Below are 18,403 nucleotides of genomic sequence, written 5' to 3' on the forward strand. Positions count from 1 at the left end.
GGGCGGAAAGAAAGGGAGGAAACATGTCCGAGATAGAGCTTAGAAGCGTCGGCAAGAGCTACGGCAGTGTTGCCGTGCTCAACGACATCTCGTTGGAAATGGGCGACGGTGAATTCGTCGTGCTCGTCGGCCCCTCGGGCTGCGGCAAGTCTACGCTGTTGCGCATGATCGCCGGGCTGGAGGATATTTCAGCCGGCGAGATCACCATCGGCGGCAAGGTCGTCAACGACATGCCGGCCAAGGAGCGCGACATCGCCATGGTCTTCCAGTCCTACGCGCTCTATCCGCACATGAAGGTCGCGGAAAACATGAGCTTCGCCTTGAAGCTCGCCGGCGCGCCGAAGGCGGAGATCGAGAAGCGGGTGACCCAGGCGGCCGAAATCCTCGGCCTGGAAAAGCTGCTCGACCGCCTGCCGCGCGAACTCTCCGGCGGCCAGCGTCAGCGTGTCGCCATGGGTCGCGCCATCGTGCGCGACCCGCGCGCCTTCCTCTTCGACGAACCTCTGTCGAACCTCGATGCCAAGCTGCGCGTAAAGATGCGCAGCGAAATCAAGAAGCTGCATCAGCGGCTGCGCCGCACGATGGTCTATGTCACCCACGACCAGACCGAGGCCATGACCATGGCCGACAAGATCGTGGTCATGAACGGCGGAAAGATCGAGCAGGCGGGCGCCCCGCTCGACCTCTACAACGATCCCGCCAATCTCTTCGTCGCCGGCTTCATCGGCTCGCCGGAGATCAACCTGATCGAGGCGATCTCCGAGGGTGAGACGGCCTTGATCCGGGATGGCGTCTCCCTGCCGCTCGGGCGAAAGGTGGATGCGGGCAAGCGGGTCGTCTGCGGCATTCGCCCGCAACACATCACGCTTGGAACAACGGGCGTGCCGGGCCGCATCAGCCTGGTCGAACCGACTGGCGAGGACCAGGAAATCGTCGTCGACATGGGCGGCCAGGATATCACGGTCGTCGTCCACGGCGGCAAGCTGCTTGCAGCCGGTCAGGACGTGACGCTGACGATCGATGCAAACAAGGTTCTGCTCTTCGACAAGGATACCGGGGAGCGCCTTCGATGAGCGTATTTGCGAAGCGACAGTTCGATCCCGATGCCAAGGGACCGCTTGCAGGTACGAGGGTCCTTGATCTTTCCCGGCTCGTCGCCGGCAACATGCTGTCGCTGCAACTGGCCGATGCCGGCGCCGACGTCATCAAGATCGAGCCGCCGGCAGGCGATCCGCTCCGCGACTGGAAGGACGATGGCCACTCGCTCTATTGGAAGACCTATAGCCGCAACAAGCGCTCCGTCGTTCTGAACCTCCGGCAGGAGGTGGCGATGACGGCGCTCTGGGCGCTGATCGATACGGCCGACGTCTTCATCGAGAACTTCCGGCCGGGAACGCTTGAGCGCATGGGGCTTTCGCCGGAAGCGCTGCACGCCCGCAATCCCAACCTGATCATCGTGCGTATTTCCGGTTTCGGCCAGACAGGGCCCTACGCGCAGTTCCCGGGCTTTGGCACCATCATCGAAGGCATGAGCGGTTTTGCTTACCGTACCGGCTTTCCCGATCGCGAGCCCGTGCTGCCGCCGCTGGCGCTTGCCGACATGATCGCCGGTGTCTATGGCAGCTCGGCCACCGTGACCGCGCTGCTTGCGCGCGACCGCGGCTATGCAAGAGGGCAGGTTATCGACCTGTCGCTGCTGGAACCGATGTTCTCGGTGCTCGGGCCAGAGGCGGCGATCTATCAGACGACCGGCAAGGTCAAGGAGCGTGTCGGCAGCGCCTCCAACACGGCCGCCCCACGCAACGTCTACCGCTGCCGCGACGGAAAGTATGTGGCACTGTCCGGATCGACACCCCAGGTCGCAAGGCGGATCTTCGAGATCATCGGCCGCGCCGACATGAACCAGGACCCGCGCTTCGCCACCAATTCGGAGCGCGTCAAAAACCGCGACCTGGTCGACGGGGCCGTTGGCGGCTGGTTTGCCAGGCATGATCATGACGAGGCGCTGAAGATCATGCGCGACGCCGGTGCGACGGTCGGGCCGATCTACAATATTGCAGACGCCGCGTCCGACCCCCATTTCGCCGAGCGCGAAATCATCGTCGATGTCGAGGACGCCGAGTTCGGCAGCCTTCCGATGCACAACATTGTTCCGCGGCTTTCTGAGACGCCGGGTGTCTGGCGGAGGCCTGCACCAGCGCTTGGGGAGCACACGGCCGAAGTTCTGGCTGAGGCGGGACTGGATAGCGGCGCGATCGCGACGATTGTCCAAGGGGAGGCCGCATGAGGCTTCGCTCCCTTCTCTACGTCCCGGCCTCGTCCGAGAAGTTCATCGCCAAGGCGCACGAGCGCGGCGCGGATGCGATCATCCTCGACCTGGAGGATTCGGTCGCCCTGGAGCAGAAGCAGGCCGCTAGGGATGGGCTGAAGGACGCCGTGGCCCAGGTGGGACGCGGTGGCGCGACCGTCTTCGTCCGCATCAATTCGGCGCCGGAACTGCGGATGGCGGATGCAGAGGCTGCCTGCCTTGCGGGCGCCTTCGGCCTCCATGTCGCGAAAGCCCGGTCGCCGCAGGAGCTAGAGGATATTGCAGCGCATCTGGAGCCGATTGAGCAGCGGATCGGCCGGCCGCCGGTCGCCTTCGTGCCGCTCCTTGAGGATGCAGGCGCCGTTCTCGATGCGCGCGCGATTGCGCGCGTCAGCCGTGTGATCGGCCTTGCTGCTGGTGGCGAAGACATTGCGACCAGCATGGGCGCAGAACCTCTGCCAGACGTATTGCGCCTTCCGAAACTGATGGTCCACCTTGCCGCCAAGGCGGAAGGAAAGCTGTCCTTCGGGATGCTTCTGACGGTTGCCGATTACAGGCGGCTAGATGCCTTGAAGGCAGCCGCTCGTGAGGCAACGTCCCACGGGTTTGACGGCGCGAGCTGTGTCCACCCGTCCGTGGTCCCAGTGCTGAACGAGGCTTACTCGCCGAGCCCAGAACGGATCGCCTGGGCAAAGACCGTGATCGACGCAGCAAAGACGGCTCAGGCAGACGGCCGTGGCGCTTTTGCGCTCAACGGCGCCATGGTCGATGCGCCGATCATCGAGCGCGCGCGTCATATTCTGCAACAGGCAGGTGGCTGAGTCCGGCCCGGCGGAAACGCAGCCACGACCATGAGGTCTGCAAGTGCGCGCCGCGATTTCGTGTCTTGCGATTGCACCTGTCGCCGAATGTGCAATGATCCTGAAATTGTACGACTTAAACCGGCCGGACGCGCGGGAAGCCTTGGTCGTCCCGGCCCGTTTTCAGTGGCACTCCAGCACGCAGGCAATTTGAGCAACTTAGACACCCAGGAAGGGAACGTGATCATGCGTAGACTTCTTGCGTACCTGACGATCGCTTCGTTCTTCTCAACTTCAGCCCTTGCAGATCCTGCCATCCTGACCGCAAACGTGAACTTCAGGGTGGGCCCGGGAATCGGATTTGACGCGATGCGCGTGATCCCCCAGGGCGAGGAAGTCTACATCAAGGAATGCGACGCGGAAGCCTCGTGGTGCGCCGTGAGTTATGCCGGGGCAAACGGCTTCGTTGCTGGCAAGTATCTCAACCAGTCCGATGCCACCGCGCCAGCCTGGCCAAGGATGTTCACCACCGAAAAGGGCGCGACGATCACGCTCTTCCAGCCGCAGATCACGTCCTGGAAGGATTTCAAGGAGCTCGAAGCCCTTGTTGCCACCGAGCTCAAACCATCCGCCGACGCCAAGCCGATCTATGGCATCATCGGGCTTTCGGCCAAGACCGTGGCCGACGAGGCAACGGAAAACGTCACGCTGACGGACGTGCGCACCACGCGGCTCGATTTTTCCGCCCTGGACCGGCAGCAGCTTGCGGACCTTGCGCTCGACATCGGCAAGCTTGTCCCGACCGATCCGATCGTCGTGTCGCAGCAACGCCTGGCGGCAAGCCTTGCGGACTTCCAGCGCCTCGCCGATATCCCCGATATCAAGGCCGATCCGCCGCCGATCTTTGTGAGTGAAACGCCGGCCATCCTGGTGCAGACGGACGGCAAGCCGGTGACGGCTCCCGTCAAGGGCGTCGAAGGCCTCTCCTTCGTGGTCAACACGAACTGGGATCTCTTCAAGGTGGATCAGTCGGCAGACTACTATCTGCGGAGCGAAAAGAATTGGCTGACGTCGAAGGCCCTGGAGAGCGGCTGGGTTGCGGCGGCATCGGTGCCGGACGTCTTTTCCAAGCTGCCGGAGATCGACAACTGGAAAGGGGTAAAGGCCGCCCTTCCGCCCACGCCCTTCAGCGATAATCAGCTTCCGAAGGTCTTCTATTCGCAGAAGCCTGCGGAGCTTCTGATCTTTGAGGGAAAACCGGCCCTCGAACCAATCGCGGGTACGGGGCTGGATTGGGTATCCAACACGACCAGCTCTGTGTTTTTCCATCGGGTCAGCAAGACGTGGTACACGCTTCTGTCCGGACGGTGGTTTTCATCAACGTCGCTCGAAGGCCCCTGGACCTTTGCCACGCCTGACCTGCCCGATGATTTCGTGAACCTGCCCGACGACGCCTCCTACTCGGCCGTGCGTGCGTCGGTCCCCGGCACGTCCGAAAGCGCAACGGCGCGTCTGCGGGCGAGCATTCCGAAGCTCGCACGGGTTTCGACCGATGGATCGCTGAAGGTGGATGTGCACTACAATGGCGAGCCGAAGTTCGAGCCGATCGAAGGCACGTCGATGTTCTATGCCGTCAACGCCAACGAGCAGGTCATCAAGGTTGCGGACAAGTACTTCGTTCTGAAAGACGGTATCTGGTTCGTCGGTGATACGCCGATCGGGCCCTTTGCCGTTGCCCGCGCCGTTGCCGATGAGATCTATACGATCCCATCGTCGTCTCCGGTCTATAACGCGACCTATGTCCGCATCTACGACACGGAGCCGGATGCCATCTGGTACGGCTACACGCTCGGCTATCTCTATACCTACCTTGCCTGGGACACCGTCGTCTGGGGCTCGGGCTGGTATTATCCGCCCTATTGGGACTATTACGACGACGATTGGCCCTATTATCCGCCGCCAATCAGCTACGGGTTCGGCGCCTTGTACAACCCGGCCTATGGCACTTTCGGGCGCTATGGCTACGCCTATGGCCCGGAAAGGGGCTTGGTCTTCGGCGCAGCCTATAACCCTGTCACGGGGACACGGTTCCGCGGCGGCGCGGTGGCGGGTCCCGGTGGCGAGCGCGGTTTCATTTCTGCCTACAATCCACGCACGGGCAACGCGATGGTCGCGCGGGGCGGACAGAATGTTTACGGCTCCTGGGGCAGTGTAGCTGTCAAGCACGGCGGAGAGTTCGCGCGCATAAGCGGCGGATCGACCGGGAGTGCCGGTGGCTTGCGCTGGCGAAATTCGGAAGGCGACAAGGGCTTCATCGTCGGCAGCAAGGGCGGCGACGTCTATGCCGGCCGCGATGGCAGCGTCTATCGCCGTCAGGACGGCCAATGGCAGAAGCACACGCCGGATGGCTGGCAACCGGTTCAGCGGCCGAACGGGGAAAACCTGCGCAATGCCGCCCAAGGCGCGATATCCAACCGGCCCCAAGCCGCACAGCGTATCCAGAACCGGGCCGAGACGAGAACTACACCGCGCCGCAGCCCGCAGGTTCGCCAACGGGCGCCGGATCATCTGTCCTTCGATCGTGCCGGACGGCAATTCGGCAACCAGAACGAACTCAGCCGCAATTATGGGCGGCTCTATCAGGAGTCCGGCCGGAACTTCCAGAGTTTTGACCGTGGTAGCGGCGGCTACAGCGGCGGCGGTTTCCAGGGTGGCAACCGCGGCGGCTTCCACGGAGGAGGTGGTCGCGGTGGTGGAGCTGCTTTCCGCGGCGGCGGTGGCGGGCGTGGCGGCGGCGGTCGCGGTCGCTGAGGAAACACGGCCGTTCGGGCACGTTTTCCCGAGCGGCCGCGATAGGCGCGGCAATGGCGAGTGCGGGGTCGCGCCTGCTCAGGCGAAAAACAGCGGCGTGATAATCCGATCGTCTGCCGGTGTGGCGCAGACTTGGTGGTACGGCGGATCGGCCATCGAGCCTTCAGCGCTGACAGGCGGCCCGCGCATCAGCCGTCCGACCAGAAGCGGTCCTTGTTGAAGCTCTTGTCTTCCTTGCGGGCCGGGGACGCGCGCTTCGGAACGCGCGGCGTATCGTCGGCGCTTGCCACCGAAAGCTCCAGGTTCGCCGGAAGGGCTAGCCGCTCAAGCTCCTTGGCCGGCGCCAGTGCCCATTTGAAGAGCGCGGCGTCGCGAATTGTCCATTGGGCTTTTGCAGACGCCGGGCCGGTGAGGCTGCTTTCGCCTGCAGCCGGATGGCGCATCATGCCCACGCCAAGCGCGACCTTGAACGACGAGGAGGGAACGAAAGCCGAGACGTTCGTGGGAAGCGCGCGCTCGGGCGTGGGGGTAGGCGTAACGGTCGCGGCGGTCGCCGTGGCGCGCAGCGTCGGCAGCGGGACGCTGATCGCCGCAAGGTCGAAGAACGGCGACTTTTCGGCAGCTTCCTTCCGCATGGTCTGAAGCTCGAGGGCTTCTTCTCCGCGGCTCTTGCGGGTCGGAAGCATCGCGGTCAGCAGCGTGTTGTCGGAGGTTTCTCTGCCTTTGACTTTTGCCGGACCGGCGCTGTTTGCAGCGACGATCGAGGTTGCCTTGACCCGTCGCTTGTAGTCGGCCATCGCCTGGTCATAACCTGGCAAAGCCCCACCGCTGGCGGGAAGATGGAGGGTCTTTCCGTTCGGGAAGACGCGGGCCAGTTCCTGGCGCGACATCCGCGGCCACGCGCGCACGTTTCCGACGTCGAGATGCACGAAGGGTGATCCTGAGGTGGGGTAGTAGCCCACGCCGCCGACCTGCATCTGCATGGCGATTTCCCGCAGCCGGGTAAGCTTCACGCCCGGGATATAGAAATCCATCGCCTTACCCAGCATGTGCTGGCTGTTCTTGGCGACCCCGGTGCTGCGCGAGCGGCCGCGCAGCATGCTGTTGGTGGCCGGCGAACGGTAGGCCGAGACGACGTTGATGTAGTCCTTGCCACCGGAGCGCTGATAGACCTCCCAGACGAGATCGAGGAGACGCGGGTCCATGCGGGCAGGCTCGTTCCTGCGCCAGTCGCGCAGGAAACGGTTGATCTGCGTCAGCCCTTTCTGGTCGTATTTGCCGTCCCGTTTGAAGGTAATCGTTGCGCGCTCGCCGGTGTGCGTGAAGAATAGCTTAAGCGACCGGACTTCTGCCGACGCCGCCGTGCTGGTGAACGCCATGGCGGACGCTGCAAGGGCGGTGACTGCGGCCGCTCGTGCGGCCCACCGGGCGATACGCTTGACGCCTCTGACGACGGCAGGCGAGGCAGGTTCTGGATACGCAGTTACAGGATACTCAGACACAGCGGCTTCCGATTCAAACGAGGTACAATCCACCGGCGGCAACGGCCGGCGGCTCGGCTCTTCAACGGAGATTATGGTCAACAAAGGATTAAGAAGCGGTTGATGCCATTGGACGTGTTTCCCGGTGACGCATTTTTGGGACGCGACCGGATTTCAGCGCCTCGGCTTGCCCATGCCAGAACGGTCGCGTGAGGGTGTTGGGCCTTGTTTTCCGCAATCTATACATTAGTTACTATGAATGGATTAGCTGGTCGCACCGCGGTACTTGCATCGCCAAGGTGTCTCATGAAAAGTACGAAAGACGTCATTGCCGAACTGACCCGCGCCGCGCGCGATGTTCACATGCTGACGGAGGGCGAAAAACTCCGTCTTGTCTCCCGGGCCTATGTCACGATCAAGGAAGGTTGGGAGCTGCTGGGGCAGCCCGATCGCATCGTGGAGTCAGCCGAAACGATGGACGTCATCCGCGCCGGCGGCATGCCGGTGCATCTGTACGACGACGAGATGCGGGCGATCCTCCAGGAGGCCGTCAAGGTCATCAAGCAGATCGAAGCGGCCATGGAAGCCAAAAATGCTCCAGCACCCGCGTCCGGCGAAGATACCAGCCAAGAGCCGTGAACGAGCCCGAAGCAAGTCGAGCGATGGAAGCCGGCGTCAATTCGTGCGGCGACGTTCTAATTGGCGAGTTCGGTCAGATGGCCGTCGGGGATCTGATCCATGGCGCGCTACATCGCAATTCGATTGGATGTGAGGATCAGAATAATCGCCGGGCCCGCCAGGAAGGCGGCGAGGAAAAGGGCCGACAGGAACGAGCGCAGGAGGAAGCGCAGCAGGGGTCTACGGGTCATCGGGCGGCCCCATACGCATTGCGCCGATCGACAGTTTGCAATCCCGTTCCGGAAGCGCACTCCGCTTTTGACGCCGTCATGCTTCCTGTTCCTTTCCGGTTCGTTGAAGGCCGCGCCCCTCGTGCAGATCTCGCAAGGGCGGCTCGACGCGTGTGCTAGGTGCCAACAATTGCAGCAATGTTACGCTCGGCCACCCCGTGGTTTCCGTAATGCTGCTGTAATTCTTGCGGCAGATTCGGAAGGCCGAAGCCATGGGGTGCCGATGCGGATACTGCTCATCGAAGACGAGAGGGAACTGGCGGCGGCGCTGGCTGTGGCGCTCAGCAAATATGGCATCGTCATCGATCATACGACCCATCTCGCCGACGCAGCCGAGCTTGCCCGTCAGAACGACTACGGCGCTATTCTTCTCGACCGCCGCTTGCCCGATGGCGAAGGGCTCAGCTTCATCCCGCAATTGCGCCGCATTGGCCAGGACGCGCCGATCATCGTCCTGACGGCGCGCAACGAGCCGATGGAGCGGGTTGAAGGCCTCGACATCGGGGCGGACGACTATCTCGGCAAGCCATTTCTCGTCGAGGAACTGATGGCACGCCTGCGCGCCGTATTGCGCCGTCCCGCGGCCCTCGCTGAACTTGAGATCAAGGTCGGGCGCATGGCGCTCGACCCGCTGAATCTCACCGTGACCGTCGATGACGTGAAGCTCGACGTCCCGAGGCGGGAACTCTTCGTGCTCCAGGCGCTTGCCAGGCGCCGGGACAAGACCGTTCTTCGCTCGACGCTCGAAGCCGCCGTCTACAACTACGAAGAAGAGATCCAGTCGAACGCGATCGACGCCCATATTTCAAGGCTGCGCAAGCGGCTGGCTGATGCTGGCGCCGGCGTCTCGATCCACAACATCCGTGGGGTCGGCTACCTCCTGAAGGAAGAGTGATGATGGGTCAGGCGGCAAGACGCAATCCATCGCTCTGGTGGCGGCTCAGCTGGCAGTTGAGCCTCGTGATCATCGCCGTCGTCGCCTCGGTGATCATTGGGCTCTGCATCTGGGCAACCACGATCATGTCGCCGAACACGGCGATGGAAGGGACGGTCGTTTCGGTCGTGTCCGGTGCCGTGGGCCGGGGCAGCGATGGTGCAATGCAGCTTTCCGAGACCGACGACCTGGCGACGCTCAAGGCACAAAACGGTGCCTTGTGGTTCGTGGTCGCCACCACCAGCGGTGCCTTCGCCTCCTATGGGTCTATTCCGCCCGCCTATGCCGCACTGCCCCAGGTAATCCACCTGTTCGACGAAGCCGATATCAGGGGAGCCGCAACTACCCGCGAGATTGCGACGATCGAAAACGCGAAGACGCCGGCTGGCGAAGTGCGGATCCTGTTTGGCGGCGTGGCGGACAAGGGCTGGGGTGCCCTCGCTCTTTTGGCGAAGGCCTATCCGATCTACCTGTCTTTGATCGCCAGTGCGCTTCCGGCGATATTTCTTGCTGTTCCCCATATCGTCGGTCGCGCGCTGGCGACGGTGAGCGAGGTTGCCGACGAAGCATCGCGGATCGATCCGCGCCGCCACGGGACGCGCCTGCCGCTCGCGGGGATCCCGAACGAGGTCGCCCCGGTTCTGGTCGCCTTTAACGGCGCACTCGAGCGCCTCGAAGACGAGGCCAGGAAACGGCGGCGCTTTCTGGTCGATGCGGCTCACGAACTGCGAACCCCCATTGCCATCATGCAGACGCGCATCGACGGCATGGCGGAGGGCCGGGAGCGAACGCGTCTGATGGACGACGTTGCCCGGCTCGCAGAAACGGCGGAGCAGCTTCTGGATTTCGAGCGCAACGACCAGGCGCTCGTTCTGGACGAGCCGATGGATCTGGTCGATATCGCGCGATCGGCTGTCGCCGATCTCGCCCCGCTGGCGATCGCGGGAGGTTATCAGGTGTCATTCCACAGTGACGTGGAGACGCTTGCGCGAAAGGGCAACCCACCTGCCGTCTTGCGCGCGGTCACCAACCTCGTCCGAAACGCCATCGATCACGGCGGCAATGCCGGCCTGATTGCCGTCTCCGTCTCAAGCGATGGGCGCGTCGAGGTTTCCGACGAAGGACCCGGCATACCTGCCGAGCATCAGGAACTCGTTTTCGAGCCGTTTTACAGGGTTTCTCCCAAAGAAACGGGCGCGGGTCTTGGTTTGAGCCTTGTGAAACAGGTGGTTTCCAACCACGGGGGCCGCGTCAGCCTCACGAGTTCAGCGAACGGAACCAAGGTTGCCGTCCACCTCTGATCGGCGAGCGGCCCCACAGCTTCCCCCGCTGACATCCCGAGCCTGCTTGTAATTCTGTAGCAATTGTCCATCCCCAAGGTCGCCGTTGCATGCCAACGGAGATCATGGAACGTGCTAAAAGAATATTTTATTCAATCGCTTAATGGGCTTTCCTCATCGCTCGTCCCGGCCCGCGCGGTGGGCCTGGCGGGACTACTCTCGGTGGCCCTGGCCGGATGCCAATCGGTTCCGCTGAAGGAGGCGGGGACGCTGACCTCCTATAGCAAGCTCGGCCCGTCGAAAGGCATGGTGGCGAAGAAACGCCTCTACGTCGACGGACAACGCCTGGCCGGCGTAAGAACCATCCGCATCGCGCCGACGATGTTTTCCTTTGCCGCCGCCTCCAAGATCAAATCCGGTGCCGATCGCGACCTGGTCTCGAACGCTCTCGACCGGGCGCTCTGCGTCGCGCTCAGCGACAGATACCAGCTGGTTTCCGCCGATCAGCCTGCTGATCTGACGGTTCGCTCCGTGGTCGCCGATATTGTCCCGACAGACAAGGCGCTCGCAGGGGTCTCGACGGCCGTGACCGTTGGCACCGGGTTCGTGCTCCCCGTCAGCGTGCCGCGATTGCCCGTGGGCCTCGGAGGCCTGGCCGTCGAGGCCGAAGCCGTCGATGCCGGTGGCGCACAAAGCGCTGCGATGCTTTGGGCGCGGGGCGCGAATTCGATCCTCGACAAGCCCCGTGTTTCCGAAGTCGGCGACGCCTATAGCTTTGCGACGAAATTCGCCAACGAATTTTCGCAGGTGCTGATTTCCGGCAAGGAACCGAAGGCATTGGATATCTCGCTGCCGACCCGGCAGCGCGTGCAGTCCTGGTTGGGTGGCAAACCCAAATATGCCGTATGCGACACCTTCGGCCGGGCACCGGGCCTTGTCGGCGCGATCGCAGCCAAATACGGCGCGCCGCCTCAATGGACCGACAAGAAGCCGAAAGCGGCGGCGGAACAGGCACTCAAGCCTTCCATCGCGCGATAGCTTGCCGCCGGCGCTCCCTACTTCACCCCGCCATGGGCAAGCCCGCTCACGAGGTAGCGTTGCATGAACAGCGCGACCAGATAAACCGGTGCGATGCCCGCCAGGGAAGCGGCTGCCATCTGGCCGAAATTCACCAGCCGGTCGCCCTGGAAGAGCGAGATGCCGACCGGCAAGGTCCGCGTGGCGTCGGAGAAGGTGAAGGCGGAAGCAAACAGGAACTCGTTGTAGGACAAGACCGTCACGATGATGAAGGTTGCGACGATCCCCGGCGCGATGATCGGCACGACGATCTGCAGCAGCGTGCGAAACGGACCGGCGCCGTCCATCGCCGCTGCCTGCTCGATTTCGATCGGCATGCGGCGCAGGAACGGCATCAGTAGCCAGAAGGCGACGGGTACGTTGGCGAAGCCGTAGATGAGAACAAGCCCGGCGCGCGTATCGAGCAGGCCGGTTGTCTTCAATAGGAAAAACAGCGGGATCAGCGCCACGATCGGCGGGGCCATGTAGCTCGAGAGCGTAACGTCCGACAGCCACTTGCCACCGACCTTCAGCCGCAGGACGGCATAGGCCGACGGCAGCGCCAGCGCGATGGTGACCAGGCCTGAGACCAGCGACACGATCACGGAATTCAGGATGAAGCCGAGGATGTTGGCCGCGTCGAAGGCTGCCGGCCAGTTCGTGAGCGTCGGCGCCGTCGGCCAGAAGCGGCCGTTGAGCACGTCGTCCTTCGTCTTCAAGGAAACCGCGATGAGATAGAGGAAGGGCAGGGCAAAGAAGCTGACGACGGGCGCTGCCGCAAGTCCGAGCCACAGATGTCGCGCTGCGGGTTTCATAGTTCTCGTCTTTCGAAGTGCTGGTGCAGTCGCACGACGGGCAAGGTCACAAGTCCGATGACCAGCGCGTAGATCATCGTCTCGGCTGCGGCGCGGCCGACGTCGAACTGTTCGATTGCCCGCCGATAGATGCCAAAGCCGGCCGATGTCGTCGCAAAGCCCGGCCCGCCGAAGGTTAGGATATAGACGAGGTCGAAGAGCTTGAACGACAAGATAAGCTTCAGCAGATAGATCGACGAAAGCGGTGCGGCGACCAGCGGCAGGGTGATGTGCCAGAAACGCTGCCAGCCATTGGCCCCGTCCACCATGGCCGCCTCGTGAACGCTCTCAGGCACCGTGGAAAGGGCCGCAAAGCAGAGAATGACGATGAAGGGCGTCCATTGCCAGAGATCCGCTACGCCGATTGCCAGCCAGGCGAGCGTCGGGTGGCCGAGAAAGGAAATCGGCTCGGAGATCACGCCATAGGTGATCAGGGTGCCGTTCAAGAGCCCGCCTGCCGGCGCGAAGATCAGCTTCCAGGCGATGCCGACCATGACCGGCGGGGTCATCAGCGGCAACAGCACGAGGCTCATCAGGAAGCGGCCGGCCTTCAACAGGGACGTAAAAAGCAGCGCGATCAGGAAGCCGAGCGCAAGCTGCACCATCGAGCTGGCAAGTGCATAGGCGACGCTTCTGCCGATGGCCGCAAGGAAGATCGGATCCTGAAGCGCCGTTGCAAAGTGCTTGATGCCGACGAAGCCGCGGAACGGCTTTCCGAGCGTGCTCTTGCTGAAGGCAAGCGCCAGCAGAAAGACGGTCGGGTAGAGCGTCGTGACGACCAGCGCGACGAGGACGGGCGCGATCCATGCGAGCCGACCGAGACGCGCCCGAAGGGCGTGGTTGCGCGCGGCGACACCTGCCGCACCGGCGGGTTCCAGCACCTCGACGGCGAAGGCGGTCATGCGGCCTCGGCCAGATCCGGGCGCGTCGGCCCGCTGCCGGCCCGGGTGGCGAGCAACATGTCTTCGACATCATCGAGATCACGAGGGGTAAGCCCCAGGGTTGCCGCATCGATCCAGCCATCGATCTGCAGCGGCTCGCGCGCACCGATGATGGCTCCGGTAACGCCGGGCCAGGAAATCGCCCAGGCGGCAGCTACCGCAGCGACGGACGTTTCGTGTCGTGCAGCAATCGGCCTCAAGCCTTCGGTAAAGGCGAGGTTCCGGTGAAGCGCTTCGCCTGAAAATTCCTCGTCGCGCGATCGCCAGTCGTCCTGCGGAAGGGCTCGGGCGCGCGCCGGCGTAAAGGCGCCGGTGAGCAGGCCCGATTGCAGCGGGCTGTAGGCGATGACGCCGCTGCCATGCGCCTGCACCCAGGGCAGCTCTGCTCTGGCGAACTGGCGCTTGATCGCCGAAAAGGGCGGTTGCACGACATCGACGGGCGCGACCGTTGCCGCGCGCTCGAGAAGCGCCCGATCGTGGTTCGAAAGCCCGATGGCCCTAACCTTGCCCTCTTTCTTCAATTCGGCAAACGTCGCCCAGTAGTCCTCGACCGGTGTGCCGTCATTGGCAGGCCAGTGCACCTGGTAGAGGTCGATGACGTCGACGCCGAGCCGCTTCAGGGAAGCCTCCAACTCGCGGCGAATGGACTGGGCATTGCCGATGCGAGCCGGAAGGGCGTTGCGGTTGTCCGGGTCCCAGATCAGCCCCGCCTTGGTGAAGATCAACGGACGTTCGGATCGCGGGATGGTCGAGAGAGCCTCGCGCACGATCTGTTCGGAATGGCCGAGGCCATAGACGGGTGCCGTGTCGATCCAGTTGATGCCGCGCTCGACCGCATGGCGAATGGCCGCGATCGACCGGGTATCGTCCTGGCTTCCCCATCCCCATCCCCAATCGGGGCCACCGATGGCCCAGGCACCGAAGCCAACGGTCGTGATGTCGAAATCGGTTCGGCCGAGCCTGCGCTTCGGCAAGGATCTTGCGCTCATGGTCTTTTGCCTCGTTTCAAGAAAAGTGGCGGGCGGCGCCGGGAGGAAGCGCCACCCCGCAAGCAATCAGCCGTTGGTCTCGATGATTTCGGTCCAGGCCTGGTGGGCGTCGGCGATCGCCTGTTCCGCGCTTTTGGTGCCGGCGAGCGCCAGGGCCAGTTCGTCGGTCAATGCATTTTCGAGTTTCGGCGCGTAGACGGCGGTTGGCCAGGCCAGGCTGTTTTCCAATGCGCCATCATCGAGTAGCGGTTGCACCAGCGGCTGGAAGTCCTTGAACTTCTGCGATTTCAGCCCCGATTGGCGGTCCGGGTCGATGCCCGAGCCGGTGAGCGCCAGAAGCTCCTGGTGGTAGTCCTTGCCGGTCGCAAGCTTGATCAGGTCCCAGGCGACATCCTTGTTCTTCGATCCGCTGGTGATCGCAAAGCCAAAGCCGGCATTGAAGGCGAGGCGGGGTGTCTTGTTGCTGCCGCCGACGGGAATGCGCGCCACGCCCCACTTGTCCACGATCTTCGAGCCCTTGGGATCCTGCGCATAGCCGCCGAGATCGGTCCAGAAGTCGATCTGCGCCGCCTTGCCGTTGAGAAAGGCGGGCAGCCCCTCTTCGAAGCGGGTTTCGAGTGGGGTCGGCAGCGCGTGGGGTGCCGACGCCAGCAGCGACTTCAGGGCCTCGACCGCCTCCGTGCTGTCGAGCGCCGAGGTGCCGTCCGCCTTCAGGAAGTTGCCGCCAAAGCCGGTGAGCCGGTTGGCATAGGTGGACAGGATGATGACCGGGATCTTCGCACCCAGAACCGCCGCACCATAGATCCCGTTCTTCTTTTCCGCCTCGGTAATCACCCTGGCGTTCTCGTTGTATTCGTCCCAGGTTGCCGGCGCTTTCAGGCCGTAACGATCAAACAGTTCGCGGTTATAGAAAAGCAGATGACTGTCGCCGTCATAGGGCAAGCCATAACGGCGGCCGTCATGCAGCGTGTACTGGTCGTAGATGGTCTGGATGAAGTCTTCCGGCTGGATCTCGGCCTTGTCGCGCTCGATGAGATCGGTGACGTCCTCGATCACGCCATCGTCGGCCAGCTGCCCCTTGTAGGTATAAAAATAGTCGATGACGTCGAACTGGTTGGCGCCCGACTGCACGTCCAGCGTTGCCTTGACGCTGACCTGGTCGTAGGGCACCGCCGTGACGTTGACCTTGGCTCCGGTCAGCCTTTCGAGATCCTCGGCAATTTTCTTGCCCGTCACGACGTGCGGCTGGATGATCAGGAGATTGACCGTGCGGCCGGCATATTTGGTGCCAGATGCAAGCGCCGTAGAGGAGGCAAGCGGCGCGACGAAGGGCAGGGCGCCGGCAGCGGCTAGCGTTTTCAGCACACTGCGGCGGCGATACGCCTGGCTGAAAATGGAACTGGACATGGGATCCTCCGTCGAAATCTGGTCTTGGCCAGCGTTGTCATCCGTCGCGGGCGGAGCGGGTCCGGCTCACGTGTTGCCAGCATCATGCGCGAGAAATCTCGACCATTACACATATAGTCTATGTTTTTTATGTATTAATACGGAATGATTTTGCTGCTCTCTCCCTGTCGCGGGAGTAGGAATTTCTTCGAGAGATTGTCCGGCCCGCTGGAGCCGGGACGACAGCCGCCCCGGTCCACCCAGTGGAAAGAATGCGATCCGCTCGCCAAGCCTCCGATGGTCAATCAGCCTTGGCCCGCGGCAGGACACGCTTTGAACACGAGCAGAATCCCGAGGGACGGCAGGATGCCCGCCAGGAGCAGGTTGGTGCCGAGATCGAACTGATCGACAATGCGCCCACCGGCAAAGGATCCGACGGCAATGGCGATGTTGAAGATCGCGACGAACAGCGCCGTTGCGACTTCGACGTCGGAGGGTGCCGACTTCATCATCCAGGTTTGCAAGGAGACCGAGACGCCACCATAGGCGATGCCCCACAAGATGAGGACGATGATACCGCCAAGAGGCGAGTGTCCGAAGAGGGCAAAACCGAAGAGGACGGCGGCAAGAGCTGTGGCAATGCACAGCAAGGTCGCGCCGGTGCGCCTGGCGGCGACAGGGCCGGCAACAAAGTTTCCGCCGATCCCGGCTGCTCCATAGGCAAACAGCATGAGCCCGACCCATTCTGTGCCGATGCCTGAAACAACTTCCAGAAGCGGACGTATGAAGGTGTAGGCCATGAAATGCCCTGCAACGAACAGGAACGTGATGGCCAGGCCAAGTTGGATCCGGCAGTTCGAGAGCTGATTGCTGAACTGGCCGAGCCGGACGGACTGATGGACAGGCAGAGCAGGCAATGCACAGAGATTGACCACGAGCACGATCCCACAAAAGACCGCCATCGCGGCAAACGCGAAGCGCCAGCCCGCCGCATCACCGATCATGGCTCCGACCGGAACGCCAAGAACCGAAGCTGCTGCAACGCCACCAAAAATGATTGCCGTCGCGACGCCAACGGACCGGCTCGGCACCAGCCGTGGCGCAAGGCCGCCGGCAACGGCCCAGATGCCGCCCATGCAAAAGCCGACAAGGATGCGCGCCGCCAGAAGCAGGCCGATGGTGTTGGCGAGCGCTGAAACGATGTTCGCAACAACGAGCAGCAGCAGAAGCGTGGTCAGGATGCGCCTTCTGTCGATCCTGCCGGCCACGAGCACCACGGTCGGCGCAAAGAGTGCGGCAAGCAGTGCCGGCAGCGAGAGCGTCAGGCCGGCGGTCCCCATCGACGTTCGAAGATCGTGTGCGATCGGCGTCATCAATCCGACGGGCAGCATCTCGGTCGTCACGACGCAGAAGGTTGCCAGGCCGGAGGCATAGACCGGCAGCCAACTTTCCCTCTTTGTGCCTCCCTTTGATTGCAGACCGTCGGTTTCTTCCTGGAGTTTCATTCGCTTGCCTCTTTCATTCGGGGGGCGGGCCGCGATGTGGCGCCGCGCCCATCCTGTGTCCCGTTGCGGGGACGTTGCGAGGCATTGTTTACTGTTTCCGAAAGTTGGATAAACTGTCGTACTGTGGAAACAAAAGGGACGATTTGTCCCCAATAGGATCTTGCGATGCTGGACCATCTCGGCGATGTGCGCGCCTTTGTTCGTGTCGCCGACGACCAGAGCTTCACCTTGGCGGCCGAGCGGCTCGGTCTTTCTCGTTCGGCGGTCGGCAAATGCGTCGCGCGTCTTGAAGACAATATGGTGACGCGGCTCATTCATAGGACAACGCGCAGCGTCAGCCTCACCGAGGAGGGCCGGCTGTTCTACGAGCATGCGATCAGGATCCTGTCGGAAGTGGACGACGCGGAGTCCGCCTTGGCACAACGGCACCAGGCGCCAACAGGGCGCCTTCGCATCGACGTGCCGATCGCCCTCGGCAGGCTGCATATCCTGCCCGTTCTCCAGCGCTTCCTGAACCGCTGGCCCGAGGTGGACGCGGAGGTCTCGTTTTCGGATGAGTATCGCGACATCGTCGGCGACGGCATCGACGTTGCCGTTCGTATCGGCGGGCCGACCGACAGTCGCCTCGTGCGGCGGGTCCTGGCCTCGCATCGGCTCATAACCTGCGCCGCGCCTGACTATTTGCGGCAACGCGGAACGCCGCGCACGATCGACGAGCTGACGCGCCACGACAGGATCGGCTTCAAGCACGCAAGCGGACCAGTGCCGTGGCACTACAAGGTGGGCGGCGAAGACCGGGACGTCGGTGTTCAGGGAAACTTGCGCCTCGGAAACACCGAAGCCATTCGCGATGCTTGCCTCGCCGGAATGGGTGTTGCGCAACTGGGTGCATTCCTGGTGGGCCGCGACATCAGGGAAGGCAGGCTTGTGCCCTTACTCGAAGAATTCGAGCGCGACGAGCCGCCGGTTTGCGTCGTCTATCCGACGCGAAAACATGTTTCTCCAAAAGTCCGCCTTTTCATCGAGGCCATTCGGGCGGAATGGGCGGCCGGTGCGCCCTGGGCATAACCCCGGACGCCGTCCTGCCTTCGGCTTTGCGGCTCGCAACTTGTGAGCTGCAATCGCGCACACTACCTGTGAGGCGTGAAAA

Annotated in this window: 16 protein-coding genes; 9 read left to right on the forward strand and 7 right to left on the reverse strand. The window is 62.9% G+C overall.

The window, feature by feature from the left end:
- The first annotated feature begins 23 nt into the window (after positions 1–23).
- From JVX98_RS30440 to JVX98_RS30455, 4 genes are all read left to right on the forward strand, one after another.
- Entirely contained in the window at positions 24–1,073 is a 1,050-nt protein-coding gene (locus JVX98_RS30440; protein ID WP_192448409.1) for an ABC transporter ATP-binding protein, read from the forward strand.
- Positions 1,070–2,287, forward strand: a complete 1,218-nt coding sequence (locus JVX98_RS30445) for a CaiB/BaiF CoA-transferase family protein (RefSeq protein WP_192448410.1) — start codon at positions 1,070–1,072, stop codon at positions 2,285–2,287. Before JVX98_RS30440 ends, JVX98_RS30445 begins: the two co-directional genes overlap by 4 nt.
- Positions 2,284–3,129, forward strand: coding sequence for a CoA ester lyase (locus JVX98_RS30450; RefSeq protein ID WP_192448411.1), 846 nt, complete (start codon positions 2,284–2,286; stop codon positions 3,127–3,129). The genes JVX98_RS30445 and JVX98_RS30450 overlap by 4 nt, the downstream gene beginning before the upstream one ends.
- Before the next feature lie 348 nt (positions 3,130–3,477).
- Entirely contained in the window at positions 3,478–5,919 is a 2,442-nt protein-coding gene (locus tag JVX98_RS30455; RefSeq protein WP_246765072.1) for a hypothetical protein, read from the forward strand.
- A gap of 188 nt (positions 5,920–6,107) precedes the next feature.
- Here JVX98_RS30455 and JVX98_RS30460 read toward each other — a convergent pair whose 3' ends face one another.
- Complete coding sequence (locus tag JVX98_RS30460; RefSeq protein ID WP_205239575.1) at positions 6,108–7,298, reverse strand: DUF882 domain-containing protein; 1,191 nt, start codon at positions 7,296–7,298, stop codon at positions 6,108–6,110.
- 408 nt (positions 7,299–7,706) lie between these two features.
- Between JVX98_RS30460 and JVX98_RS30465 the strand changes: the two genes are divergently transcribed.
- On the forward strand, positions 7,707–8,039 hold the full coding sequence (locus tag JVX98_RS30465) for a hypothetical protein (protein WP_192448414.1): 333 nt from the start codon (positions 7,707–7,709) through the stop codon (positions 8,037–8,039).
- Between the two features lie 107 nt (positions 8,040–8,146).
- On the opposite strand, the gene JVX98_RS32590 is transcribed toward JVX98_RS30465, so the two are convergent.
- The gene (locus tag JVX98_RS32590; RefSeq protein ID WP_256442717.1) at positions 8,147–8,269 is read right to left on the reverse strand and encodes a hypothetical protein; all 123 of its coding nucleotides are present in this window, start codon (positions 8,267–8,269) and stop codon (positions 8,147–8,149) included.
- Positions 8,270–8,531: 262 nt separating this feature from the next.
- Between JVX98_RS32590 and JVX98_RS30470 the strand changes: the two genes are divergently transcribed.
- The 3 genes from JVX98_RS30470 to JVX98_RS30480 all read left to right on the forward strand — a co-directional run bounded on the left by JVX98_RS30470 (position 8,532) and on the right by JVX98_RS30480 (position 11,560).
- Entirely contained in the window at positions 8,532–9,203 is a 672-nt protein-coding gene (locus JVX98_RS30470; protein ID WP_043612112.1) for a response regulator transcription factor, read from the forward strand.
- Positions 9,203–10,543, forward strand: coding sequence for a sensor histidine kinase (locus JVX98_RS30475; RefSeq protein ID WP_371826583.1), 1,341 nt, complete (start codon positions 9,203–9,205; stop codon positions 10,541–10,543). Before JVX98_RS30470 ends, JVX98_RS30475 begins: the two co-directional genes overlap by 1 nt.
- Before the next feature lie 111 nt (positions 10,544–10,654).
- On the forward strand, positions 10,655–11,560 hold the full coding sequence (locus JVX98_RS30480; protein ID WP_205240082.1) for a DUF3313 domain-containing protein: 906 nt from the start codon (positions 10,655–10,657) through the stop codon (positions 11,558–11,560).
- A gap of 17 nt (positions 11,561–11,577) precedes the next feature.
- On the opposite strand, the gene JVX98_RS30485 is transcribed toward JVX98_RS30480, so the two are convergent.
- The 5 genes from JVX98_RS30485 to JVX98_RS30505 all read right to left on the reverse strand — a co-directional run bounded on the left by JVX98_RS30485 (position 11,578) and on the right by JVX98_RS30505 (position 17,253).
- Positions 11,578–12,393: a carbohydrate ABC transporter permease gene (locus JVX98_RS30485; RefSeq protein WP_205239576.1), complete on the reverse strand. Its 816-nt coding sequence runs from the start codon at positions 12,391–12,393 to the stop codon at positions 11,578–11,580.
- Positions 12,390–13,334, reverse strand: coding sequence for a carbohydrate ABC transporter permease (locus tag JVX98_RS30490; RefSeq protein ID WP_205239577.1), 945 nt, complete (start codon positions 13,332–13,334; stop codon positions 12,390–12,392). Before JVX98_RS30490 ends, JVX98_RS30485 begins: the two co-directional genes overlap by 4 nt.
- Positions 13,331–14,362 carry an aldo/keto reductase gene (locus JVX98_RS30495; protein WP_205239579.1) on the reverse strand — a complete coding sequence of 344 codons (1,032 nt, stop codon included), beginning with the start codon at positions 14,360–14,362 and terminating at the stop codon, positions 13,331–13,333. The genes JVX98_RS30490 and JVX98_RS30495 overlap by 4 nt, the downstream gene beginning before the upstream one ends.
- Positions 14,363–14,428: 66 nt before the next feature.
- Positions 14,429–15,769, reverse strand: a complete 1,341-nt coding sequence (locus tag JVX98_RS30500; protein ID WP_205239581.1) for a sugar ABC transporter substrate-binding protein — start codon at positions 15,767–15,769, stop codon at positions 14,429–14,431.
- A gap of 284 nt (positions 15,770–16,053) precedes the next feature.
- The gene (locus tag JVX98_RS30505; RefSeq protein ID WP_205240083.1) at positions 16,054–17,253 is read right to left on the reverse strand and encodes an MFS transporter; all 1,200 of its coding nucleotides are present in this window, start codon (positions 17,251–17,253) and stop codon (positions 16,054–16,056) included.
- Between the two features lie 165 nt (positions 17,254–17,418).
- On the opposite strand from JVX98_RS30505, the gene JVX98_RS30510 reads away from it, so the two are divergent.
- Positions 17,419–18,321, forward strand: a complete 903-nt coding sequence (locus JVX98_RS30510) for a LysR family transcriptional regulator (RefSeq protein ID WP_205239582.1) — start codon at positions 17,419–17,421, stop codon at positions 18,319–18,321.
- The last annotated feature ends 82 nt before the right edge of the window (positions 18,322–18,403 follow it).

The sequence above is a fragment of the Ensifer sp. PDNC004 genome (genome assembly GCF_016919405.1).
Taxonomy (GTDB): domain Bacteria; phylum Pseudomonadota; class Alphaproteobacteria; order Rhizobiales; family Rhizobiaceae; genus Ensifer.